The organism is Mesorhizobium sp. UC74_2, assembly GCF_042701485.1.
Lineage (GTDB): Bacteria > Pseudomonadota > Alphaproteobacteria > Rhizobiales > Rhizobiaceae > Mesorhizobium.
On record NZ_CP170562.1, the window covers coordinates 2,328,399 to 2,351,641 of the forward strand.

Annotated in this window: 17 protein-coding genes; 7 read left to right on the top strand and 10 right to left on the bottom strand. The window is 61.0% G+C overall.

Features of this window, described 5'->3' with window-relative positions; all coding sequences use genetic code 11:
* Positions 1 to 2: 2 nt before the first annotated feature.
* From ACFJIU_RS11245 to ACFJIU_RS11270, 6 genes are all read right to left on the bottom strand, one after another.
* On the bottom strand, positions 3 to 1,304 hold the full coding sequence (locus tag ACFJIU_RS11245; protein ID WP_379073048.1) for a FliI/YscN family ATPase: 1,302 nt from the start codon (positions 1,302 to 1,304) through the stop codon (positions 3 to 5).
* A gap of 41 nt (positions 1,305 to 1,345) precedes the next feature.
* A complete protein-coding gene (sctL, locus tag ACFJIU_RS11250; RefSeq protein ID WP_379071232.1) occupies positions 1,346 to 1,894 on the bottom strand; it encodes a type III secretion system stator protein SctL in 549 nt (182 codons plus the stop codon).
* Between the two features lie 73 nt (positions 1,895 to 1,967).
* Positions 1,968 to 2,591, bottom strand: a complete 624-nt coding sequence (locus ACFJIU_RS11255; protein WP_379071234.1) for a SctK family type III secretion system sorting platform protein — start codon at positions 2,589 to 2,591, stop codon at positions 1,968 to 1,970.
* Complete coding sequence (gene sctJ / locus ACFJIU_RS11260; RefSeq protein ID WP_379071237.1) at positions 2,588 to 3,409, bottom strand: type III secretion system inner membrane ring lipoprotein SctJ; 822 nt, start codon at positions 3,407 to 3,409, stop codon at positions 2,588 to 2,590. The genes ACFJIU_RS11255 and sctJ overlap by 4 nt, the downstream gene beginning before the upstream one ends.
* Before the next feature lie 23 nt (positions 3,410 to 3,432).
* Positions 3,433 to 4,053, bottom strand: a complete 621-nt coding sequence (locus ACFJIU_RS11265) for a hypothetical protein (protein WP_379071239.1) — start codon at positions 4,051 to 4,053, stop codon at positions 3,433 to 3,435.
* A complete protein-coding gene (locus ACFJIU_RS11270; protein ID WP_379071242.1) occupies positions 4,053 to 4,706 on the bottom strand; it encodes a type III secretion protein in 654 nt (217 codons plus the stop codon). Before ACFJIU_RS11270 ends, ACFJIU_RS11265 begins: the two co-directional genes overlap by 1 nt.
* Before the next feature lie 229 nt (positions 4,707 to 4,935).
* Here ACFJIU_RS11270 and ACFJIU_RS11275 point away from each other — a divergent pair, with 229 nt between their 5' ends.
* Positions 4,936 to 5,568, top strand: coding sequence for a L,D-transpeptidase (locus ACFJIU_RS11275; RefSeq protein WP_379071244.1), 633 nt, complete (start codon positions 4,936 to 4,938; stop codon positions 5,566 to 5,568).
* Positions 5,487 to 6,536 carry a LysR family transcriptional regulator gene (locus ACFJIU_RS11280; protein ID WP_379071247.1) on the top strand — a complete coding sequence of 350 codons (1,050 nt, stop codon included), beginning with the start codon at positions 5,487 to 5,489 and terminating at the stop codon, positions 6,534 to 6,536. Before ACFJIU_RS11275 ends, ACFJIU_RS11280 begins: the two co-directional genes overlap by 82 nt.
* 13 nt (positions 6,537 to 6,549) lie before the next feature.
* Here the strand turns inward: ACFJIU_RS11280 and ACFJIU_RS11285 are convergent, their stop codons facing one another.
* The 4 genes from ACFJIU_RS11285 to ACFJIU_RS11300 all read right to left on the bottom strand — a co-directional run bounded on the left by ACFJIU_RS11285 (position 6,550) and on the right by ACFJIU_RS11300 (position 18,826).
* On the bottom strand, positions 6,550 to 7,329 hold the full coding sequence (locus ACFJIU_RS11285) for an SH3 domain-containing protein (protein ID WP_379071250.1): 780 nt from the start codon (positions 7,327 to 7,329) through the stop codon (positions 6,550 to 6,552).
* A 38-nt stretch (positions 7,330 to 7,367) separates the two neighbouring features.
* Positions 7,368 to 8,174, bottom strand: coding sequence for a hypothetical protein (locus tag ACFJIU_RS11290; protein WP_379071253.1), 807 nt, complete (start codon positions 8,172 to 8,174; stop codon positions 7,368 to 7,370).
* Positions 8,155 to 16,002 carry a hypothetical protein gene (locus ACFJIU_RS11295; protein WP_379071256.1) on the bottom strand — a complete coding sequence of 2,616 codons (7,848 nt, stop codon included), beginning with the start codon at positions 16,000 to 16,002 and terminating at the stop codon, positions 8,155 to 8,157. Before ACFJIU_RS11295 ends, ACFJIU_RS11290 begins: the two co-directional genes overlap by 20 nt.
* Positions 16,003 to 17,980: 1,978 nt before the next feature.
* A complete protein-coding gene (locus tag ACFJIU_RS11300; RefSeq protein ID WP_379071259.1) occupies positions 17,981 to 18,826 on the bottom strand; it encodes a MurR/RpiR family transcriptional regulator in 846 nt (281 codons plus the stop codon).
* Between the two features lie 227 nt (positions 18,827 to 19,053).
* On the opposite strand from ACFJIU_RS11300, the gene ACFJIU_RS11305 reads away from it, so the two are divergent.
* The 5 genes from ACFJIU_RS11305 (at position 19,054) to sctV (ending at position 23,219) form a co-directional block, all read left to right on the top strand.
* Positions 19,054 to 19,227, top strand: a complete 174-nt coding sequence (locus ACFJIU_RS11305; protein WP_165358259.1) for a hypothetical protein — start codon at positions 19,054 to 19,056, stop codon at positions 19,225 to 19,227.
* 119 nt (positions 19,228 to 19,346) lie between these two features.
* Complete coding sequence (locus tag ACFJIU_RS11310) at positions 19,347 to 20,315, top strand: FHA domain-containing protein (protein WP_379071263.1); 969 nt, start codon at positions 19,347 to 19,349, stop codon at positions 20,313 to 20,315.
* The gene (locus tag ACFJIU_RS11315; protein WP_379071266.1) at positions 20,312 to 20,743 is read left to right on the top strand and encodes a hypothetical protein; all 432 of its coding nucleotides are present in this window, start codon (positions 20,312 to 20,314) and stop codon (positions 20,741 to 20,743) included. The genes ACFJIU_RS11310 and ACFJIU_RS11315 overlap by 4 nt, the downstream gene beginning before the upstream one ends.
* An 89-nt stretch (positions 20,744 to 20,832) precedes the next feature.
* Positions 20,833 to 21,072: a hypothetical protein gene (locus ACFJIU_RS11320; RefSeq protein ID WP_245488323.1), complete on the top strand. Its 240-nt coding sequence runs from the start codon at positions 20,833 to 20,835 to the stop codon at positions 21,070 to 21,072.
* Positions 21,069 to 23,219, top strand: a complete 2,151-nt coding sequence (gene sctV / locus ACFJIU_RS11325) for a type III secretion system export apparatus subunit SctV (RefSeq protein ID WP_379071269.1) — start codon at positions 21,069 to 21,071, stop codon at positions 23,217 to 23,219. The genes ACFJIU_RS11320 and sctV overlap by 4 nt, the downstream gene beginning before the upstream one ends.
* Positions 23,220 to 23,243: the final 24 nt, after the last annotated feature.

Below are 23,243 nucleotides of genomic sequence, written 5' to 3' on the forward strand. Positions count from 1 at the left end.
GATCATTTTTCATCGACGATCTTCCTCATGCGCCGGCGGGTCCCTTCCATGCTTTCGCTTTGTACCGATGCTTGCTGCAGGAAGGCGTTGATGGCATCGATCTTGCTCATGGCCTCGTCGGCCAACGTGTCACCGCCAGCCTTGTATTCACCGACCCGTATCAGCAGCTCGATGTCGGCGTATCGCGCCATAAGCTGCCTGAGCCGAGCGGCATCCGCCCGGTGCTGGCTGGGCGCGACCGTTTCCATCAGGCGGCTGCGGCTGCGCAGCACGTCGACGGCCGGAAAATGATTTCGCTGTGCCAGTTCGCTGGACAGGAAGATATGACCATCCAGCAGTGCCTGCACTTCCTCGGCGACGGGATCGAAAGTTCCATCGCCTTCCAGGAGAACACTGTAGAGACCGGTAATCGAGCCGATTTCCCCAGGGCCAGACCGCTCCAGCAGGCGCGGCAAGGCAGCAAACAGCGACGATGGAAAGCCACGGCGCGTCGGCGGCTCGCCCGACGCCAATCCGATCTCGCGCTGTGCGCGTGCAAAACGGGTTATGTTGTCCATGGCGAGCAGTACATGCTTGCCTTGGTCGCGGAAGTATTCGGCGATCGTCGTGGCGACGTAGGCTGCCTTGACGCGCTCGATGGCTGGGCGATCGGAAGTCGCCACCACAACGACCGAGCGGGCCAGACCGTCTGTTCCGAGCTGTCGTTCGACGAATTCGCGAACCTCTCGTCCACGCTCGCCGACGAGAGCGACAACCGTCACGTCGGCATCGGTCGCGGTAACGATGTTGGACAGGAGGAGCGATTTGCCGACACCCGGCTCGCCAAAGATACCGACGCGCTGCCCCCTTGCGCAGGTCAGCATCCCGTCGATGGCGCGAATGCCGAGCTGGATCGGCTCCGATATCAGCCCGCGCTGCAGCGGCGATGGCGGATAGGCGTGAATGGGATACGCACCATCCAGTGAAAGAGGTTTGCCATCCAGCGGTTCGCCGAACGCATCGATAATCCTGCCCAGCAAGCCCGGTCCCACCGGCACCTGTTGGTCGCGCCTGGTGGGCACGACCTCAGTCAAGCCTGACAAGCCGGTAAGATCGCCGAGCGGTACGAGAATGGCGGCTTCTTCCAGAAGCCCGACCACCTCCGCTTTCATAGTCCTGCCGGTTCTTCTGTCCACCAGCTCGCAGATCTCGCCAATCCTTGCTTCCTCGACGCTGGCGTGAATGACGGTGCCAACGACACGCTGGACGCGCCCCTTCTTCGGTCGGCTCGCGTCTTCGCTGAGCCCGGAGCGCAAACCTGGCATGATCGAAGCTAGGCGGTTTTCGATGGCTGCACGCTCTCCGGTCACGAAGCCTCCTGTGATCGGGAGGCTATCGCAGCGGCTATTGCTTCGAGCTGCGCTTCGATACCCGCGTCGATCACGGCCATATCTGTTGAAAGAATGCATGCAGCGGGCGCCAACGTGTCGTCGGCATCGATTTCCAGCGCCATGCCAAGATCGCTGTCCGCCAGGATGGCACTCAGTTCGTCGCGCATCCGGCTGACATTTTGCGGGTGCACCCGAAATCTCAGATATTTGGCGCGGCGGACTTCAGAAATCGCTTGCCGCGCAGCCTTGGCAACCAGTGTGCCGACATCGAATTGTCCGAGCACGCGGCGCACGACGTCCAGCGCCAGGCCTGCAACCTCTGCCTCAAGGCCGCCCAGGTATCTGTCGACCTTGGCGGATGTGTCGACAACCAGACGGGCGGCGGCGGTTTCGCCCTCGCTTCTGCCGTCCTTGTACCCTTGCGCGTATTCGGTGGCGTAGGCCCGCTTGGCGGCATCGTTCAGTTTCTGCGCTTCTACCTTGGCCTGCTCCACAAACGCGTACCCGTCCTGCCAGGCGGCCACTTCGTCCGCCCGCAGTATGCGCGCACGCGGCCGAGGCGGTGTTGTCCGGGTAACGTCGGCACTCGACATCCGGCTACTCCACTGCACGACGCAGGATGCGCGCGCCAAGCTCCGCAACCTGCCTGGCATCGCCCAAGCCCGGCAAACCGTTTGCGAGCTTCAAACGCACCCGGCTTGCCAGTTGTGGTGGCACGTCCTGCAGCCATGACTCGAGGCAACTCAAACCGTCGGCAAATATCCTGCCGCTCAAACCGTCCAGGGGCTCCAGCGCCTTGGCCGGACCGGAAATATCCCGGTTCGCTACGGCAGCAGCGCAAAGCTCGGGACCAAGAGCGGTCTGGACGGCATTAGCCTGACGCCCGTCGATGATTGCAGCAAGGCTGTTTGCCCAATAGATGGCACCGGCGCGCAAGGCCAAGCGTTCGAGCTCGTCGCCTGACAAGAGTGCGATCTGCTGATCGACCTTTTCAGGCAGCCGGTCGAGCCCCCGGCTCGCCAATCCATGACGCTCTGCCAGAAGTTTCGACAACCGCGGCTGCAAGCGTGGTGTTTCCAGCATGCGCTCGCAGGCCTCGAAGCCGATCTGGCCATCGAAACAATCGGAGAGCCAGCCAGCATCGACGTAGCCGGCGGGATTCAACCAGAATTCCTGCCAGTCCGGACTGACGGCTTCCTCACGCCCGGCCAACTGCGTCATGCCTTCTTGGCCGGCACCGCCGGCACATCGAGTGCATAGACGCTGGGGCGCCGATACCAGCGTATGTAGGCCAGCCACCCCGCAAGAGCCGCGATGATGGTGATCATTCCATAGAACAGCCACTGTGCCGTTGCGACGCTGTCGGGGTGGAGCCAAAGTCCCAGGAACGATGTAAAACCAACCTCGCCTGTCGGCGGTTCGGCAGTCGCAGCGACCGGCACCAGCGTCACCGACACATTGTCATAGGTCAGCCCTGCAACACCCTTGGCTACCAGCATCTTCACCTGCGGGATCAGTTCGTTCATCGGAACGGATGCACGGTGACGGATGAAGACCGACGCCGATGACGGCACCAGCCCCTGTTTCAGCGGATCGTTTTCGGGCAGCACCAGATGAACCCGCGCCGACAGCACGCCGTCGATTTCGGATATCGTGCGCGACAGCTCCTGGCTCAGACCATAAATCATGGTCGCCCGCTCTTCGGCCGGCGACGAGACGATGCCGCTGCGCTTGAAAACATCACCAAGTGTCTGGAATTCCTGCTTAGGCAGACCGCTTTCGTCGAGGATCGCCATCGCTTCGGCGAAACGATCCTTGTCTACGAAGACTGTCATTTTTCCGTCTTTGGCGGCCTCGCGCTGAGCGGGAATGCCGTGACGGATCAGGGTGGCGACGATCTCATTCGCCTGCTGCTGGTTGAGACCGGAATAGAGTTCGACGGAACAGGCCTGCAGAACGAGCATGACCGATACGGCCAGAGCCGCGCGCAGCCATTTTCGGAAACGGAGCGGCGTAAGCGCGCGCAAAAGTAATATCATCGACTTCCCCACCACGGTCGTGCCTATTGCTGCTTGATGAGGGTGCTCGTCGATGATGTGACCGCAGTTACGCTGCTGGTTACCACTTCAAGGTTGGCAGCAGCCCACATGACCGAGATTGAACGATCAAGAAGCTGTTCCGCATTCTGAGCCGGCGAAACAGCTTCTTCGCCTTCCGCAGCTCCTGTCCCGCCATATGTGCCATGCGGCCTGGCGTCTGGCTGAACGCCGGCTTTATTGAGGGCGGCCTGCACTTTTTGCATCGTCCCTTCCAAAGACTTCACCGCCGAACCCAGCAGCGCCGATGTATCTGAACCCTGCCCGCCTCCTGATTTTTCGATCTGGGTCAGATATTCGAAGAGTTGATGTTCGCTGGTCGCTTCGACGGGTTCGAGGGTCTGTCGCTGCGCCTTGGTCGATGCTGCAGTCTGCGGCGCATCCTGTGCCACCTGCTGGCCGGCACCGGTCGCGATCCCACCCTGCTCCGGTTTCTTCGCCTTCAGGACCTGTGACTTCGGGTCGGCTGCGTTCGTGCCGTTGCCTGGCTGTGTTGCCGAACCGACGGCTACCTGTTGCTGCAGCGCCATGCCGCTGGACATGTTCGACAGTGCGACCTCGAGCGCTCCAATCGGTGCAACTTGCATCAGCGTGCCTCCTGCCCTTGTTTTGGTTTCTCGGCAGGAACGATCTCCGCCTGCCTGCCCCGGAAAACTCGAACCGAAACAGCTTTTTGCGTGCTTTGTTTCGCGGAGACACCGAGCGTCTTCCTGACGAGGTCGATGTAGGATGGCGGACCGGCCACCTGGACCACATCGTCCTGTTGCGAGACCTTGAGCGAGAAGCGCGGATCGATGACACCGAGCCTGTTCAGCTTTTCTTCGGCTCCGGCCGCAGCGTTTGCATCGAGCGGGATGGTCTCGTTACGAACTTCCGCCTCGGTTGCCACGTTGAGGACGAGACCGTCAAAGTGCCAGACGAGGCCGTAGCGGCTGCAGAGTTCATCGAGAAATGTCTTGGCGGTGCCAACTGGCATGGTGCCGCTCAAACGCCCTCTCACTTGATCGCTGACCCTTACGGTTACGCCCATGTTGCGTCCCAGCTCGATCAGCGCATCGCGAACCGACTGGTCAACGGTGATGTATTTGTAGGGGCCGTCCGGCCAGCGCGGCTCGGCGGCCTGCACGGAAAAGGCGGAGAAACCGAATATGACAAGGCAGACGACACCAGCCAGTCTCAAGGAGGCGGCGGTGAAATGATACAGTCGATCCGAGGTGCAGGAAGCAAGTCCCGTCAACATTGATCCTACCGAGAAAAGCCAGCTTTCGCCGATCCGGCCCACGCAACATTCACCCGCCGATTCACTCTATCTCGCACATGTTGAAATGGGAAGTCCAATTGGATTGTCGTTGCAAAATCAGTTCCAAATGTTGCGCGTACTCTTGAAAACGATATGTTGCGCTCCAATCGAGGATCACGGGACGGTGATCGCGGGCAGAGGGGACCTAGCGATGACGAGACGACTGTGCTTGCCGCTATTTTTTTTGAGCCTGATCTTCACGGTCGTCTCAGCAGGCGCTCAAACCAATTCGGGCTATGACCCGCGCAGTTGGGCGTATGACGAAGCCACCAATGCGGTGATCCCGCCCTCGGCAGCTGGTGATATCGATCAGCCTGACGAGAATGAGGGGCCGCCTCCTTCCTGGTCGCCCATTCCCAGGCAGGTCGTGAGCTTCCTCGATGCGCAGCCGACCGGGACGATCATTGTCAGCACAGGCGAGCGGCGGCTCTATTACGTGCTCGGCAACGGAAAGGCCCTGCGCTACGCCATCGGGGTGGGCAAGGAAGGCTTCGAATGGGCCGGTCGCGACAAGATCTCTGACAAGAAGGAATGGCCGGACTGGCGCCCGCCACAGGAGATGCGCAGCCGCGTTGCAGCCAACGGCAAGTCGCTGCCGGTTCATGTCGCCGGCGGACCGAACAATCCGCTCGGGGCAAGAGCGCTTTACATCGGCAACACGCTCTACCGTATCCATGGTACGAACCAACCCTGGACGGTCGACAAGGCTAACTCCTCGGGATGCATTCGCCTGACCAACGAAGATGTCATCGATCTTTATGCTCGCGTGCAAATCGGGGCACCCGTTATCGTCAGGCAATAAGGTCTCGGCGCTTTTTCATCAGCAAGGAATGTTCAAAGATCACAATGATCCCGTTCAATATCAAACAATTAGAGACATTTCTTCTGGTCGCAGCCTTCGGCTCGTTTCGCAAAGCCGCCGAGCGGCTGAATACCACCCAGCCCGCCGTGTCCACCCGTATCGCCAGCCTTGAGGAAGCGCTCGGGGCAAAGCTTTTCGAGCGCCAGGCCAGTACCGTGCGACTGACCGCGCAGGGTCAACAGCTGCTGCCGTCTGCACAGAGCGTACTCAAGGTGGCGGAACGGTTGCAGCTCACGGCCAAATCGCTGTCGGAAACCGCAGGCGTATTGCGGCTCGGCGTCTCCGAAACCATCGTCCACACCTGGCTACCGGACTTTCTCAAGCAACTGCAGACGCATTGTCCGCTGGTAGACGCCGATATTCTCGTCGATTCATCGGCAACTTTGCGCAGCGAATTGATGACCCACCGCATCGACCTGGCCTTCCTGATGGGACCTGTCTCGGAATATGCGATCGAGAACATCGACATGCCGCCCTTCCCGCTCGTCTGGGTCTGCGCTCCTGACCTGGAATTGCCGAAGGGCCGGAAGTTGACCTTGCAGGAGCTGACGCGTTTTCCGGTCATCAGCTATGCCCGCACCACGCGTCCCTATACCGAGCTCTATCGCAAGTTCAGCCGCGATCTTGAGGAAATGCCACGCATATTCCCGGCCAATTCGATCGCTGCGGCGCTGAAGATGGCAATGACGGGAATAGGCATCGCCTCACTGCCGCGCGATGTCGTTGTGGAGCATACAATGGCCGGTACCTTGCGCATCGCCGACTGCGACTGGCATCCGTCCGACCTGGAGTTCACCGCGTCCTATTCGTCGGAGCCGTCCAACCCGCTGGCCGAGCAGGCAGCGCAACTGGCGGCATGCACAGCACACTCCTATTCGGTCCGCGCCAGCAGAGCGCGGACCCAATGACGGACGATCCCGGTCAACCAACTGCAACGGTCGGCAGATAGATCCGATCGCCGGCGAAGATCAGGTCCGGGCTCACGATGTGATCCATGTTGAGCACCACCGTATCGGCGACGTCGGCCGAGTTGGTCGTGGCAATCAGCCGGATGCTGTCGCCGTTCTTCACCTCGACCCAGCGGTAACCGCTCTGCTCAAGCCTTGGATTGATACGCCCGTCGCCGTTGCTGGCACCATCTTTATGGGGCGTCACGAGATCCGCCGAAACCCAGCCGGAATGCATCTTGCCATCAGGCCCGTAACCTTTGACGGGAAGCCATGCCTTTCCTGAGCTATCGGTCGACGGCTTCGCCGTTTGCTCGACGAAAGTGCCGGGCTGCAGCACGGTAACGACAGTGGCGCCATTGCCCGGCTCCGCGCGCAGGTTCAGGCCGTCATCGGCAAGAACGACAAGTTGCGGGAAAGTTTGCGGCGGTTCTTTCTTCCCCGGGTCAGGCTTGTCCTTGCCATCATCCGGCTGCGTACCGTCGACTCCGGTTTTGTCGTCCGTGTCTTTCGGATCGGGCACCGGTGCAGGTTTGGCTGCCTTCCATGGCTCGCTCAGCAGAGCATCCAGCGAGAAGAGCAGCATGCCGACGCCAAAGGTGATGCCCAGGGTCCACCGGTCCCAGGAGGCCCATTTCTTGTCAGACTTTTCCGCTGCTGCGATGTCGGCCTCGGTGCGCGGCACGGAACGACTGTTGACGCGATCCGTCCGGATCGCCGACGCCCAGAACTCAGCACAGCCAAAGGTGAACATCGCTCCCGCTACGGTCGCGATCGGTGCCGGCCAGGAATTCACCGTATAGACGGCACAGCCCAGCACATACCCCGGACCCGCCAGATATCGGCCAGATTCCGGATCACCGGGCGGCCGGTGAAGGACTGCAGCATCGACTTGGTGCCGTAGACCATGTTGCCGAGCGTGAAAGTGCTGTTGACGATAAGGTCCTTGCCTTGAACCACGCCTGTCGCGGCGCCCGGCGCCGCAGCGATGAATGTCGCTCCTCCCAGCGCGTTGAGGAACCGCCCGAACGGTTTGTGGGCCGCGGTCGCGTTGGGGAATATGGCCTGCGCTCCGAAAACAAGACCGCGCACCCCGAACGAGACGGCTCCCGCCGTTGCGCTCCAAGTCGGCGGCAGCGTGCTCCACAATGTGTAGGACGTGCCGGCCATGGCGCCGAACGTATCGAGCGCCGCCTGGTATTCCCTGGTTCGGGCGTAGGCCAAGGCACTGTCGACAAGAACGCGCTGATCCGGTGTCATCGACTTCCTGTGAGTCGCCCGGAATGTGGTCAACTGCAAGACCGAGAGCCCGTTGGTCTGGTCGACGCCCATCCACTCGAACTGCTCGAGCGTGAACTTGCGGAACTGGCCGGGGCTCATTTCCTCGAACTGCTTCGGCGTCACCGCTTCGATGTGCGGTTGTGTCAGTGCTTCTGTGTGGTGAATGGTGAAATCGCCCCACTGTTCGCGGGTCAGTGCCGGGATCTGCCTGCCGGTAAGCCACGGCACCTGTTTCGGATCGAACTTTGCCATGTCCAGCGAGCTGATCATGGTCTCGGGAATCGCCGGAACCTGGCGCTCACCGAGATTCTTGAACAATCCGGTTTTGCCCAGACTTCTCGAATTGCGGCGACGTGAATTTCGCCACCTGGCCTGGCTTGAACCACGGAATCTGCCGGCCTTCCAAGGTCGAGACGTCCACAAATTCGATCTTGTCTCCCTTTATCGCCTGTACCTGTGGCTCGATCAGGTGACGCGTAAGCCCGGCGCTGCCTAAATCCACGAACTGCTGGCCGGTCATGTTGCCGACCTGACCTTTGGTTACCCATGGGATCTGTTTCGCATCGAGACCCGCGATGTTCAGGAAACCGGTCTTCGACTTCGGAATCCCCCGCAACTGACTTTTGGTCAGATACGGCAGCAAGCCGGCCTGATCCAGGTCGTGGAACTGCTGTTCGGTGAACTCGGCAACCTGCTCACGCTTCAGCCAGGGAATCTGTGCTGGCTGGAAATCTCCCATGTCGAGATTCCGGACCTGGTCGAGTGGAACCGCCCGCACACCATCTCGGGTGAGCGGTCCATTGCTCGAAGCCGGCTGCCCCTTGTTGGCAGGCGCAGGGGCATGCGGCCGCCCAGCGTGAAGCGGGACCTGCCCTGTCTGTCCAGTCCCGTCTTTCATCAAACGGGAATAGGAGCCGGTCTCGTCGGCGGCACGGGTCACCGTCAAACCCGGACCCCCCGCCACGGCCTCGTTCAGTACATTTTGGTCGCCAACACCCATAAGATGAACCTGGCCACCGGGTTTCAGCCGATCAGACAGGACTTTTAGCGGGACCATTGTCTGATCCGCACTGCCTCCTTGCGGAAGCACATCAGTGCCTACGACAATGCGGTCAAATGCCTTGCCGCTCCGGAGTGCAGAAATGCCGCGGCCGTGTGGAGACAGCGACGTTATGTTGAGATCGCTGGTGTTGCGCAGCACGGGGCCGTCATAGCCAACAGCAAGCACCCGTGCTCCCGGGGCAAGCCCTTCCAGGCCATGTGCCGCCTGATACTGCTGGTATGTCGTATCGGCATAGCGACCATAGAACTGTTCGTAGGTGCCGTCGGACGTGCTTGGGGACTTTGCTCTGTGCAGCGCGGCCATCCTGTCGACGGCTTGTCCGACGCTGATCTCATTCGCCACGTAGCTGGCAAAGGCATCAGCTGCAATCTGGTTCTGTTGATCACTCAGGAAGGAAGCCGGCTTGCCGCCATTCACAGCAAGCTCGTCGGCGACTGTATACTGGGCGAACATCGCCTTGCCCTCGGGACGCATGTAGGCGTCAACGGCCGCGTCTCTGAAAGCCTGTCCGTTCGCAAAGTTTTCGGGCCGCAGATCGATCGGAACATCGCTTACATGCGACAATTCGTGGGCGAGCATGTCGACGAAATCAGCGAGCACCGTGTCGCCGTCTGCATCGGGTGCACGGAAGGTTTCTGCGTCCACAGAGATCAGGCGCACATCGTCCCTGTACTGTGATCCGATCGCAGTCACGTCGTCACCAGAGTTTGCATCGACGATCCGAAGATCGCTCCGAGCCGGATTGACGATGCGGACACCTTCCGCCTGAGCGCCGCGCAAAAGAGACATCAGCGTTGGCGATCGAGAAATCTGGTCGGCGAGACTGGCCCTGGTCACTTCCTGCATGCCGATATTCTGGGGCAGCACCTCGCCCAGCAGGGTCAGCGCTTCCTGGCGATTTGCCGCGATTTCCGTCCCGCTCAACGGTTTTGCAGAAGGCGTTCCCCATGGCAGTCCGGTGCCTGTGCCTTGTCTAGGCCTTGGACCTGGGGCCGCCGGTGGCTGAGCGCCACCCAGCATGGGATCTTCCGACGCACCGCGGATCCAGGGCACGACAACAGGTGCGCCACTGTCGGGGTCGCGAACCAGGATATGCGTCTTGGTTGCGGTTTCAGGAGCATCCGCAGCCAGACGAGGCCCGTCGACCGGCGGTATGTAGACCTGTTCCGGGCCTCTGGGTTCGGTCCCCAGCATGGCAGCGACAATAGCCTCCCCGTCCTTGTCCCTGAGTTCGATGGTTCGAGGCGCTTCTGCTGCCGCCGGCTTGTTGTGACCGAAGATGTTGCCGACGATTCCGGCTTGATCCAGCGCCCCCTGGAGTTCTGGTGACGGCGGCGCATCGAGAAAGACCCAGCGCGGCTGATAGCCTGGGTTCTCGTTGCGCAGGGCCACGTCCTTATTGACCTGCTCCTGCAACTTTGGCGTCAAGGGTACTTCGCGCGCCTGCGCCACACCGTCGGTGGTGATCCAACGATGATATGTTTTGACTTCGATCGCCTCGATCTCGTCCTGGCTTTTGAAGACAGGCGCGTCCACGTAGCGACCGCCTTCGCCCGTGACGGGGTGGGGTCCGTTTGGATTGGCGGCAACCGGGAAATGCACTTCGCCCAGCGAACCATTGAGCTCACGGGTATAGACCTCACCAGCCTTCCATTTCTCAGGCTGCCGCATGTTGCGGATCTGCTGCAACGAAAAGGTGGTCGGCGGCGCTGCCTCCAGTGCTTTCCTGACAGGCGCTGTCTCCGTTCCCTTCTCACCGACGGGGCCAGCCCCGTCGTCCGGCTTTCCCAGGCTACCCGGAACATGCTCCTCCGAAGCGCCACGCGTCCAGGGCAGAACATAGGCTTCGCCGGTTTCCGGATCGCGGAAGAAGATATGCGACTTGTGCATCAGGCCGGGTTCGTCGCCGCGCGCCTGCGGACCATCCGCCGGTGGCACATAGACGCTCTCGGCACTCTTCGGCAGCGGCCCGAAACGGGTTGCCGTGATAAATTGGCCGTTCTCGTCCCTGATCTGCGTCGGCCCGCTGTTGCGGCGTCCCACTTGTGAAGAGAGTAGTGTCATGAGGCCGTCGGCGACGTTCTGGCGCATGAAGCCGCCATCAACGATCGAGGCACCGAACTCGCTGCGGAACTGCGCTATAACCGCCAGTTGATCGGGCCGCGCCGTCGTTTCCAGCTTGTCGAGAAACTGTTCGAGGGATTTCTTTGCACCCTTCGGAATGCCGGTGGCGGCACCATCGCGCGAAGGCTCGACGGCACGCGCGATCCAGGCCGGAACGGACAGATCTGCGCTTTGCCCGTCGGCAGTCTTGAACGTTACCTGGGCGGTTTCGTTCTTCGCGATGGAGCGGGCGGCGCTGGGTGCCTTCGACTTGAACTGGACCCTGACTTCAGCGCTGTATGCGAACGCTCCCGCAGGCAATGGCGGTGTCGAAAGCGAGGCGGTGTATCGCGTCGCCGGCGTGCCATCCGCCCCATAGAGGTTCTTGTAGATATTGCCGGCGCCGGGCATGTAGCGCGGCTGCGGTGTGCCTTCCGGCTGGAAGCGGGCCGGCAGCCACGACTTGACCGTCGACTTCACCTTGTAGGTCAGCGACGTCGCGATCTTGTCGGGGTTCGTGCCGAGCACTCCCGGCAATCCGTTGCGGTCGTTGAAGATGATATCGACAAGCAGCGCCTCCGGGTTGAGGACGCGCACTTTCTCTCCGGTCAGAAGGACGATGTCTGCGCTTGGCGTCTTGCCCGGAACAGCCGAGAGCCGCAACCCGCTGGTCGTCGGTTCGTCGGCATATGAAACGGTGTTGGCAGGGTCTATCTGGCCGGCCTTGACCAGGTCGCGGATCGACTGGATGCCGTTCCCCTCCCCAATGGCGATAACGAGATCCGCGGCTTTCACAGGATCCTTGACCACGAACTGGACCTTCAGGACAGTCGAGCCGAGACCCGACTGGATCTGGTCGTAGGTCTGCCTGGAGACGACGTCGCCTGGCTTGAGCATGTCCTTGACAGGCAGCTCCGGGCGCATCTCCACGCCCACGCGTGGAAGTGCGTCGACCGCGTCGACATGGTTTGCGACGATGGGCAGCCGCAAGCCAGCCTTGGTCTCGGTCATGACGCGATCAAAGGGCAGCGCACCCTCCAATCTGACGTGGCCGGCCTTGTTTTCGGCAGGCACACCAAAGAAATCATGCTGACCCGGTGCGAGGTTAACCGCTGTTCCCTTGAGCGAAGGGGAATAGGTCATCTCGATGACAGTGCCGACCCCGTCCGGTGTCTTGCCAGCGATGGTGGCATTGAGCGGCCTTGCATCATAGCCGGCCTTGTCGTTGAAGATGCCTTCGCTCGCCTTGCCGGAAAGATCGCTGGCGCGCACCGGCAGCGCCGTTTGCTCGGAAACCGGCCAGACCCCTGCCTGAAGCGCGGTGATGTTCCTGTATTCACGAGCACGATAGGAAACGACGCCCTGCGTGCTCAACGCATCCTTGAACGGCGTGACACTGCGCTGGCTGAAACTGTCGACGATCGACCATCCGATGGCGCCGAAATCCGTCTTGGTTCCAACCCCAAAACCGACCGCCGCGATGGTCGGGGAGCCGATGCCGAAGGTTTGCCCGGTGTTCAGGCGCACCCGGAATGTCATACCGACACGAAGATCCGGGAGATTCTCGCGCAGTGGCGTACGTGCCAACTGAACACCATCCGGCCCGTAGCGTTCCGCCATTTCGCGGCTCGAATAGTAGCTCTTCTCCGTCTCGTAACGTTGCAGCAACTGCTCATTGGTCAGGCCATCGAGATAGGCCGATGGCGTGCGCTCGTCCTTGCCGCTGGTGTAGGTGTAACCGCTGGTGTCCCTTTCCGGCATGCCGCTGAAGGTGCGCGTGGTCGGGTCCCAGACCAGATGCACGGGATCATCTGCCGTAACCGGCCTGTCCGGTACCATGATCGGGTCACTGTCGGCAGGCTTGCCGGCATTTACCTTCACGGGGTTGCCACCCGCGCGAGTGGACGTCACGTCAGGAGATTGTCCATCGCCCGACGGATCACCCTTGCCACCTGTCGGCGATGTTTGCTCTGGTCCATTGCCGGCCGGCAGAGCGCGCGGTCCTGTCGGATTGGTACCTCCCGGCGTGCCTTCAGGACTGTTTCGAGTGCCGAAGTTTGTCCCCGATCCGCCGGGTTCTTCGCCAATCACCTCGCCCTGGATGACAATTTCATCCGGGCTCGGCATGACATATTTACCTGTCGGCCGGTAAACTCCATCGGAACCAGCCTCATAGATATGGCGCGGCCGCGGCTCGGAGCCTGCCTCACCCGCGGGCGGCGGAGGCGGAGTATCGGTTGGTGGTACATCGCCGGACGAAGGGCCGTCGCCGCCACGGGAACCTGACGCTCCCGGCATGTTGTGCACCAGCCCGCGCCCACCGAGGCCTGTACCAACGGCACCCGTCCCTATGCCCATGATGGCATTGGCGAGTTCTGCAAACGACATTTCGCCGCCGTGCAGTGCCAGGTCCTCAGCGGACCGCATCAGGATCGGTACGCCGGTGGCAAGGCCGGCTGCATCGAGCCCCCAGGCGGCAGTGTTGAGCCTGCCGCCGCTCTGCATGACGCTGCTAACCTCGCCGGCGTAGGACGACTGGGATATATTCACCTTGAACTTGCCGATGCCCCAGCTGGCGTCGGCCATGCGCGTCATGCCAAATCCACCCTTGAAAGCCTGGAACGTAGACAAGGACGCGCCGGACTTTGCCAGGCCGATTGTACGCAATGAACCTGCACCGACCGGCAGGAATGAAACGACGCCTGTCGCGATGTTCCAGGCAGACTGGCTGTCGAACTCGCCACCCTGCAACAGGTGTTCGCCTTCCTTGTACAAGGTCTTGCCGCCAAGGGCCGCGCCGGAAGCGATTGCGATCGGAATTGCCCACTGCCCGCCAGGAATGAAGGATACGATGGTCGCGGCGCCTGCCACGATGCCCAAGCCTATGTCGGTGGCCTTGTCCCAGAAGTCCACCTTGCGCCCGTCGGCAACCTCCAGCTCGTCGAGCGTGAATTTTCCGTCGGCGCCGAGCGACATGTCGCCGCCCTTTGCCATCACCAGCTTGCCTTTGTCGCTGAAGATGCGGTTCTCGTGCTGGAATTCGTCGAAGCTGCCGTAGTATTTTCCGGAACTGTCGACGTAGCCGACCTCCTTGCCGCCGCCATCCTTGATGGCAAACAGCGCTGTCATGGACTCCATGCCGCCATCCAGCGAGAAGATCGGCACGACCTTCACCTGGGCGTTGTCGCCGGCACGGTCACGAATTTCATCGGTAACGTTTTCGACCCCCTCGCTCGAAGGATCGAGGCCGAGCGTCTTGGCAACGGCCTCAGTCAGCTCGCCGCCTTTGTATTGCTTGTATTCGCCGGTGAAACCCTTGTCGTAGAGGTTCTCGAACTGGACCTGATATCCGGCGAGTGCCTTGTCTCTATGCTCCTGGAAATATTCGTTCTTGAGTTTCGATTCACGCTCCCCCATGCCGCTGTCGTCAAGAAGCTTAGGGTGGCCGGCTGAGAAGCTGTACCAGTCGCGTGCCGCCACCATGGCGGGTCGTGCCTCAGTCTCCCATTTCTCCAGCTGGTTCTTTTCATCCTCGGCTCTGCCGCGATCGATTTCAGCGGCGGCGACCTCCGGATGGACCCACAGCTTCTGGCCATTCATCTCGATCTGGACAGCCTTGCCACTGTCGCCGATCGCACTCGGGCCTTGCTTTCCATAGGCAGCGGCAACCTCCGGCGCGACCCAAACGTCACGGCCGTTGACCGTGATCTTTACCGGCTGCTCGCCTGGCTTCAGTGTGCCCGCGGGGGCCTCGATGGTACCACCACCGTGGTCGGTGATCGCTTTTTCGAGAGCCGTATCTGCGTTGATGAGTTTGGTTTTCGCATCTTTCAACCCGGCATCGAGCTGCCCGACCTGTGTGCCGATGATCTTGGATTTGGCGGCTTCCAGTGCCGATATCGAACCCGTGCCCCCCGGTGTGCAAACCGGCGCGGAGGTCGGCGTGCTCCGAGTCGACGACATCACGTCCTGCCACTGCTTGTTCAGCGAGTTGTTTCGGAAGTCGTCCCTGATGTCCTTGTTGTTGAGATCGTAAGTGAGCTGAACCTTCAGAACATTGGTGTCGTTGTTGTTCTCATCCAGGAAATTGTCGTTCTCGTAGGTGTTGACCATATAGAGCTGGCCATTTTCCTCGATGAATTCCTGTTTCAGGAGCTTGCCGGTGTAGTCACCTTCACCGTTGGTGTACCCATTCTCGTCGAAATGATGCGGATTCCTCTGCCTGGCTTGCGCGATGATCTGCTGCTTGATCGGCTCGACACGAACGGCCAGGTCCATGGCCTCTTTCTGCGCGACCCCGTACTGCGCATAAGCTTCAGCCAGCGCCACCTGGTTGCCTGCCGCCTTTTGCAACGTTTTCAAACCTTCGAGCCGGTCCGTTAGCGCCTTATGCTCCGGGCTTTCCGGTTTGGCATCTGTCAGCTTCAGCTCCAGTTCGGTCGCGCTGACCATCTGGTCGACAGTTGCCTTGTTGCCGTTGGCGGTATGCAAGCTTGACTGTATGAAAAGGTTGGAGACTTCCGAGTGCTTGGCTTTGGCGTCTAGATTGATTTCCATGTTGCTCGGCCCGCCCGACTGGCCGACCGCTGGCTTGCTCGGATCGCTGATGGCCGGCAGAGTCGCCTGCTTGCCAATCGCCGCAAGAAGATCCTTCTCGCCTTGCGCGTATTCGACCCTGGCCGTCGTGGCCTTTTCAAGCGCGTCGTTGGCGAGGGTCAGTCGCTCCTGCGCCTCGGCAAGCGTGCCTTTCGGGGTCGGTGCTTTCCATTCCAGGCCGTAAGGCGCCAAAGCCTTGTCGAGTGTCGACTTGGCGACGGTCATCGCTCCCTTGTAAGCCGGGTCGAGGGCGTAGACGTCCAACTGTGCCTGGCTTTGCACAGGCTTGGCCTGGGCCTCACCAAGGCGTGCAACAGCTGCGTTCTCCGCGGCGATTGCCTTGGCCACTTCCGGATCAAACCATTGCCAGCTGCCGTCGACCATGAGCGGCACCCAATTGCCGCCGGATTTGGTGGATTTTTCGGTGGCGCACCGAATGGGCCAACCGTCGTGGTGGAGCCGTCGAGCTGCGGCGTTGCGGGCTTTCCCCCGCCGTATGTCGCGATAGCGTCCTTTACCGCCTGTTGCTTGTTCGTGACGTCCTTGAGCAGATCCGGGCTTGCTCCGCCGAGGATGCCTTCCAAGGTGGTTTTCAGAACTGTATCTGCCTTGGCTGTCTCCGGATCCTTGCTCTTGGGATTGATCGACACAAGCAACGTGGCCAGCGCTTCCTGTGCAGTACCAACCTTGATATCCAGGTTCGCGCCGGTGGAGTTGTTGTGTAAGGTCACGCTGCCATCGGGCTTGGTCGTCAGCGTATAGCCGTTCGCCGTGACCTCGACGGTCGTCCGGGTTCCGTTCTCGATCCTGACCTTTTCGCCCGGATGAATGAGGTTCGGATCGCGTGGGTTGTCGAAAAGCTCCGGATTGGTCTTCCTCAGCTCATCCAGTGTCACGCCATGCTGTTGTGCGATGAGAGTGAGGTTGTCTCCCGGTTTAACTTCGTAATCTATCGGCTTGCCATCATTGATCTTTTCAGTGGTCGTCTTGGTGACGCGCCCATCCTTGTCAGTGACGATCTTGATCTCGGTGCCAGCCTTCGGATCGACGATGGTCGTGGTGGCTTCGCCCGTCTTGGTGTTGCGGCTGGTGTTGCTGGTCTTGCCGTTGCCGTCCTCGGACGCCGTGGTTTCGGTATCGCCCTTCGTGGTGACTACCGTGCGTGTGTCGTGCTGGTAGTCGTAATAATAGGATGTTTTGACGCCGGAATGCGGATCGACCAGTTCGACCGACTGCACGTCGCCATTGTCACTCTTCGGATCCCCGGCCTTGACCTGGTAACCGGCCCCTTGCAGCTCGGCGATCACCTGCTCTTTGGTAAGGCCCCGCTCCCTGGCAATCTGGTCGATGCTCTTGCCCGCGGCAAGATCGTCCTGAATGCCTTTCGTCGTTGCCCCTCCGGGATCCTGGGTCGGCGCAAGCACGGTCTTCTTTCCGTCCGGTCCGGTCACGGTGGTGACCGGAAGAGCCGGCCCGCCCTTCGGCGTCACCGTTTCAACCGACGCTCCGTTCGGCATCGAGGTCCGCTCTGTTATGGTGCCGGAGCCAAGATCGTCCTCGTAGCGGGTGGTGATGGCTCCCGTTTCGGAATCGTGGCTGCTGGTCTGCTTGCGCCCGAGACCATCTCGAAGAGGTGTCTCGGTGGGGGCAGCCGATCCGTCCTGCACGGCCGCATAGTAGGTGTCATGCTGGTAGTCGTAGTAGAGCGTGACGGTCTTCTGGTTCTTCGGGTCGCTGGTATCCTTGATAACCGTCGTCCGAACATCGCCGTTGTTGCTCGTCGGATCGGTGACGGTGACCTCCAGGTTGTTGCCCGCCCTGATCGCCGCGAGCACCTGTTCGTTGGTCATCCCTCGTTCCGAGGCGATCTTTTCTATGCTTTTGCCCTTCTTCACATCATCCACGATGCCATGGGCCGTCGCGTCTGCAGCGGGATCCTTTTCAGGTGTGCCGGTGTTCAGCTTGACCGGAGCAAAGGCCAAGGTCGTTGGTTGAGTGTAAAGCGCCGGCTGAACGCCCGTGCCATTGGCTGGCGCCCCAGCGTTGACGGGAACGCTCGCGTTGACAGGCGTAGCAGGGGGCTGCTGGAGGGCGTCAAGCTTGCCTGTGACCTGGGTAAGCTCCTGACGCGCCGTCGCTGCCCACTCGCGCTCACCCATCTTGTTGGCAAGCCGGATCTGTTCCCTGAGCTGGGCAGCCTGGGCTTCCAGTTGCGCGATTTGCGCAGCATTGGCTTTAGGGTCGACCTTGGGCGTGGGGTTCAGCTTCGGCAATATCGGACGAACCACGTGAACGACCTCCGCAATGTGCTCCGCCCCAAGGGGCAGGCCGAAGGTCGTCCGACAGGCACCCCGAAAGGGTGCTAGCGAGCGGCCTTCCAATAGACGCCGAAGGCAGCGAGCTGCTCTTGCGACTGTTTGAGTTTTTCGGCGGCATCGACATTGGTGAGCGGCGTGGCCAGAGCGACCAGGATCTCAGCCGCGGCAAATGCCGGTACCATGCTCGGGAAAAATGAACTCGAGTTCGATGTCACTACGATCGTCTCGCGAGCCATCCGCGCCAGCGGCGAAACGCTGCTGTCGGTGATTGCCAGTATCGCCGCACCCTGGCTTGCGCACTGACGGGCGAAATCGATGGTGGCGCGCTCGTAGGGTGCGAAGCCGATCGCAAGCACGACATCGCCGGCGCCTGCATCCAGCAGCGCTTCGGCACCAGCGCCCTGCGAATCCGCCACGAACACGGCCTTGCGGCCTTCATCAACGAGAGGCGAAACCGTCTGCACGAAATGGCCCACGACTGAACGCGAGCTTCCGAAGCCCAGACCAAAAATGGTCTTTGATCCGGCGATCAGCTTGGCTGCCGCCAGAAACTGCATGGCGCTGCCGTATTCGCCGAGGCTGGCGATCTGAGCGGCGAGCGTGTCGGCCGCGATTCCGGCTGCGGGATAGTCTGGATCCTGTTGCGGCAACGAGCCGGATCGCCCCACCTCGCCCACACCGCGTTCACGCAAAGCTCGCGCGTACAGGCTGCGCATGTCCTCATAGCCATCGAGGCCAAGCCAGCGTGCCAGCCGCATCATAGTGCTGTGCGACACGCCCGCCTGATTCGCCTGCTCACGCATGGACATCAAGGCGACGTCCTGGGGATGGTCGAGCACGAATCGCGCAGCGACTTGCAACTGCGGCGGCATCGTTTCGAATCGCTCCACGAGCAGTTCCGACAAAGGACCTTTTTCCATTTCCTAACCCCAATTTGCCCGGTTCGAATTTACCTGCTGTTCGATGACAATGCAACAGTTGGAATTTTCGTGTTTTCGATATTCCAAATGGACTTTTCATTTCCGCAGGGCTGCACTAAGTTCGAACAGCAATCTAAAGGGAGTCCATTACGCCGGGCTGTCACGATTGCGTGGAATGGATCCTCAAGGAGACAGTCATGACCACTACCCCTCCCGTCAACGGCGGAAGTCCGGAGCAGAACCTGGACAAGATGATCAAGCACCAGGAGCGGATGTTCGGCCTGGAGATCAACAAAGAGATCGCGAAATCTCAGCACGATATGTTGATGAGCACCGCCAGGACTCTTGGCCAGTCGGCCGAAAAGGCCTGAGGCGCAGGGTTTATCAATCATTCTGCGCCGCCGGAGGTTGCCGGCGGCGAGCCTTTTCTCGGTGCAAGAACGTTGGACCAAGAGGCATTTGAAATCGTTTCGGCGGGAGGTTGAAAGGCATGAGCGCTCACTCGACCCAGAAGCTTGAAGGTGGCTCGGGCAAGCTTGCGTTGCGTGCCCTTGCGAGCGGCGCCGCAGGCCTGATCCCCTACAAGCCCACGACATTGGCAGTGACCGGCGGCTTTCATAGCGGTGCCAGCCTTGAGTTGACCGAACCTTCCTATGTGATCGGTTCTGACAGCGGTTCGGACATCGTCCTCAGGGATCCTGGAATCGCATCACTCCACGTCAGGCTTCACCGCAAGGGCAGCCTGGTTGAAATCGAAGCCATCGGTGGTGACCTCGAGCTTGACGGTGGCCAAACCGTCCGCAAGGGCCAGGGTTGTCGGCGTCGGGTGCCACTCGGCATTTCATTAGGCGCGGCGCAACTGCAACTCACGGGACCTGAACCTGCCAAAAGCCGCTGGTCGCTGTCGCAGCGCCCTTTGCTTGCAGGAGGCGTTTTCATCGCAGCGGTTTTCGCCATTTCCATTGCCGCCAACGGCCTGTCCATTGCAAAGACTGACGACAAAGCCGTCAAGATCGCGCTCGCCGACGGCGAGGTAACGGGAAGCATTCCTCGTGCCGATGCCGAACAGCTGGCTGCCGCGCAAACGGCATTGACCGAGCGGCTCGGGCAATCGGGACTGGGAACCGTTTCGGTCGGTCGATCGGACGAACGCCTGGTCGTTTCCGGCACGATACCCAATGCGCAATCCGGCACCTGGACCGAGGTCCGCACTTGGTTCGACCAGAAATTCGGACAGGTGCCGCTGGTGTCGAATATCGCGGTTGGCGATGCTGCGCAGCCACCGCGCCTCACCCTGCAGGCGATCTGGTACGGCGAGCGCCCTTATGTGATCGCTGGCGATGGCACACGCTATCATGAAGGCGCTTTCACGAATGACGGCTGGACCATCAAGGAAATTGGACAGACCGCGCTCGTGCTGACAAAGGGCGGCGCCACCGTCGCGCTGAAGTACCAGTGAACCGCCGTGTCGACGGGCCACGTTTCGACGCACGGCCGGATTCGATTGGCAGGGACGGGCATGCGAACGCTTCCCATCCTCAACCGATTGAACGCCGGCGCCTGAATGGCGTCAACCGGACCAAAACAAAAAGCGCGAACTCCGCTTCTGGCACCGATGAACTGGAAACGGAGACCTTTGGCGGGCCGTCAGCAAGCACCACCGGCAAATCGCTCGACGAGATTCTCGCAGAGTTTGTCATGCCGGAAATCCCCGAACCGGCGATCCTGAGGCGTTCGGTCCCCATTCTGCACCATTTCATCACGGAGGTCGTGCCCGATCTCGAAGGTGGAGAGCCGCTGAGAGCGCTTGCCAGAACGCTGATGCACGACGAGATCGAGCGTCACAGGGAATTGCTTGGGCGTCTGCAAGGAGGGACTGGAACCTGACCGGGCCACGCGAGGCTGCGCATCTGCTGCATGTCCTTGGCCATCTCTACGGATGTCACGGCCAGGCCAGGCGGGGTGCGGTCTATCTGTTGATTGCAGCACAGCTTTCCCCGGAAGACCCCGGCGTACTGAGAACATTGGCACATCTGCTCATCCTGGACGGAGAAGCAGACAAGGCGCTCGCCACGATCGCCAGGCTGGAGACACTGGAAGGAATGCAACATCCCACCCTTCACCTCCTGAAAAGCCGCGCTTTGCTTGTTGCGGGGCGCAAGCCGGAAGCGCGCGAGGCGTTCCAACGCTTTCTGGCGAAAAGGCAGGTGCAATGACCCTTTCGCAACGGTTGCTGCACCTGCTCGGCAAAGCGTCTCAGCGCGGTGACCTGGTCATTGCCGTGCTGATATTGGTGGCCGTGGTGATGATGTTGATCCCGCTGCCGACTTTCCTGGTCGATACACTGATCACCGCGAACATCGCGCTCAGCGTGCTGATCCTGCTGGTCGCTTTCTACGTTTCACATCCGCTCGAATTCTCGTCGATGCCATCCGTTATCCTGATCGCCACGCTGTTTCGGCTGGCAATCACCATCACGACCACCCGCCTGATCCTGTTGCAGGCCGACGCGGGCGAGATCATCACCGCTTTCGGCAATTTCGTCGTCGGCGGCAGCATCGCGGTAGGATTGGTCGTCTTCCTTATCATCACCGTGGCGCAGTTCATCGTCATCGCGCGCGGTGCCGAGCGTGTCGCCGAAGTGGCTGCCCGCTTCACACTGGATGCCCTGCCCGGCAAGCAGATGAGCATCGACGCGGAACTCCGGAACGGCGACATCGACCAGGCTGAGGCCAGGCATCTGCGCCGGCAACTGGAGCGGGAAAGTCAACTCTTCGGCGCGATGGACGGCGCCATGAAATTCGTCAAGGGCGACGTCATCGCAGGCATCGTCATCATCCTGGTGAACCTCATCGGCGGCTTCACCGTCGGCACGTTGCAGCACGGCATGTCGATCGGACAAGCCGCATCCACCTACTCCCTGCTTACCGTTGGCGATGGTCTCGTGGCGCAGATCCCTGCCCTGCTCGTCGCCATCGCGGCGGGCACGATGGTGACGCGTGTCGGCGGTGCCGATGGGACGGAAGATCTCGGCAGGCAGATCAGCTTCCAGTTGTTGCGCGATCCACGTGCGCTCGGCCTTGCCGCGCTGATCATGATGGGGTTGGCGCTCGTACCGGGTTTCCCCAGTCTTGTCTTCGTCGCACTCGGCATCGCCTTCGGCGCTGGTGCTTTCATGATCCATCGCAATACCCGCCGCGAAGAGGAACCGGAGGAGATCCGGTCCGCAACGTCACAAGACACCGAAGGCGCACCTGCGCTCGAGGGTAACTCCAGGCCGTTGCTCGGCTCCGCACGCATCATCGTCAGGCTCGGCAAGGAACTGGCCACCGAAGTGGCCGAGTTGCAATTTCGCCCGCGGACCGAGGCGATGGGTCGAAAGATCTTCGAAGATCTCGGTGTCGAGATTCCGGCCGTCGGGGTTGATGTCAGCGACATGATTTCTCCCCGCAACATCCGCATCGACCTCGAAGGCGTGCCGATCCTGGAAGCCGAGATCCCGGCCAACCGGGTGCTGGTGGAAACAGAGGCAAGCCATCTGGAACTGCTCAGCCTCACCTATGAGGAAGGTGCGGCCCTTGTCGGCCAACGTAAGTTCTCATGGGTCGATCAGGACGACGTTCCGGCGCTGGAGGAGGCACAGCTGCCCTATTCGGAGCCGCTTGATATCGCTTCCAAATGGACCGCGCATGCACTCCAGCTCTATTGCGGCCATTTCGTCGGCATCCAGGAAACACGCAAGCTGCTCTCCGAGATGGAGACGGACTATGCCGACCTGGTGCGACAGACCGCCGAGATCGTGCCTTTGCAGAAGATCGCCGACGTGCTGAGGCGGCTGGTGGCCGAAAATGTGCCTATCCGCAACCTTCGGCTTGTTCTGGAGGCGTTGGCCGATGCCGGGCAACGCGAACAGGACGTCGTTCCACTCACCGAGCATGTCCGGACAGCACTGAGGCGCCAGATCAGCTTCCGCGTTGCTGACCGCAACAACATCATCTCCGCCTATGTGCTGCAGCGCTCCGCCGAGGATATCCTGCGTGAAGCGGTGCAGACTTCATCGACGGCAAGCTTCCTGAACACTGCAGACTCCGGCGTCCAGGCGGTGGCCGCCGAAATCGAACGCAATCTTTCACGCGCCGCGGCAAGCGTTTCGCCGGTCGTCGTGACGGCGAGCGATGTGCGCCGTCATATGCGCGCGCTTCTGGTGCAAAACGGCATCGAACTGTCGGTTCTTTCCTTCCAGGAGCTCGCGCCCGAATTCAACGTCCAGCCACTGGCAACGATCTCGGGAAATTCAGGACGATCGAGAACCCCATCGCTGCCTTCGGCGGGTGCGCTGGGTGGACAAAACAGAGCCGGATGAACCGGGGCAGCAACGGTATCGGGG

Excerpts from the sequence above, each read along its gene's own strand:
- ACFJIU_RS11265 (WP_379071239.1), bottom strand. The coding sequence starts at position 4,053 with ATGCAAGTTGCACCGATTGGAGCGCTCGAGGTCGCACTGTCGAACATG.
- ACFJIU_RS11280 (WP_379071247.1), top strand. The coding sequence starts at position 5,487 with ATGCATTCGCCTGACCAACGAAGATGTCATCGATCTTTATGCTCGCGT.
- ACFJIU_RS11245 (WP_379073048.1), bottom strand. The coding sequence starts at position 1,304 with ATGCCAGGTTTGCGCTCCGGGCTCAGCGAAGACGCGAGCCGACCGAAG.
- ACFJIU_RS11255 (WP_379071234.1), bottom strand. The coding sequence starts at position 2,591 with ATGACGCAGTTGGCCGGGCGTGAGGAAGCCGTCAGTCCGGACTGGCAG.
- sctJ (WP_379071237.1), bottom strand. The coding sequence starts at position 3,409 with ATGATATTACTTTTGCGCGCGCTTACGCCGCTCCGTTTCCGAAAATGG.
- ACFJIU_RS11285 (WP_379071250.1), bottom strand. The coding sequence starts at position 7,329 with ATGTTCACCTTTGGCTGTGCTGAGTTCTGGGCGTCGGCGATCCGGACG.
- ACFJIU_RS11295 (WP_379071256.1), bottom strand. The coding sequence starts at position 16,002 with ATGGTCGACGGCAGCTGGCAATGGTTTGATCCGGAAGTGGCCAAGGCA.
- ACFJIU_RS11305 (WP_165358259.1), top strand. The coding sequence starts at position 19,054 with ATGACCACTACCCCTCCCGTCAACGGCGGAAGTCCGGAGCAGAACCTG.
- ACFJIU_RS11310 (WP_379071263.1), top strand. The coding sequence starts at position 19,347 with ATGAGCGCTCACTCGACCCAGAAGCTTGAAGGTGGCTCGGGCAAGCTT.
- ACFJIU_RS11270 (WP_379071242.1), bottom strand. The coding sequence starts at position 4,706 with ATGTTGACGGGACTTGCTTCCTGCACCTCGGATCGACTGTATCATTTC.
- sctV (WP_379071269.1), top strand. The coding sequence starts at position 21,069 with ATGACCCTTTCGCAACGGTTGCTGCACCTGCTCGGCAAAGCGTCTCAG.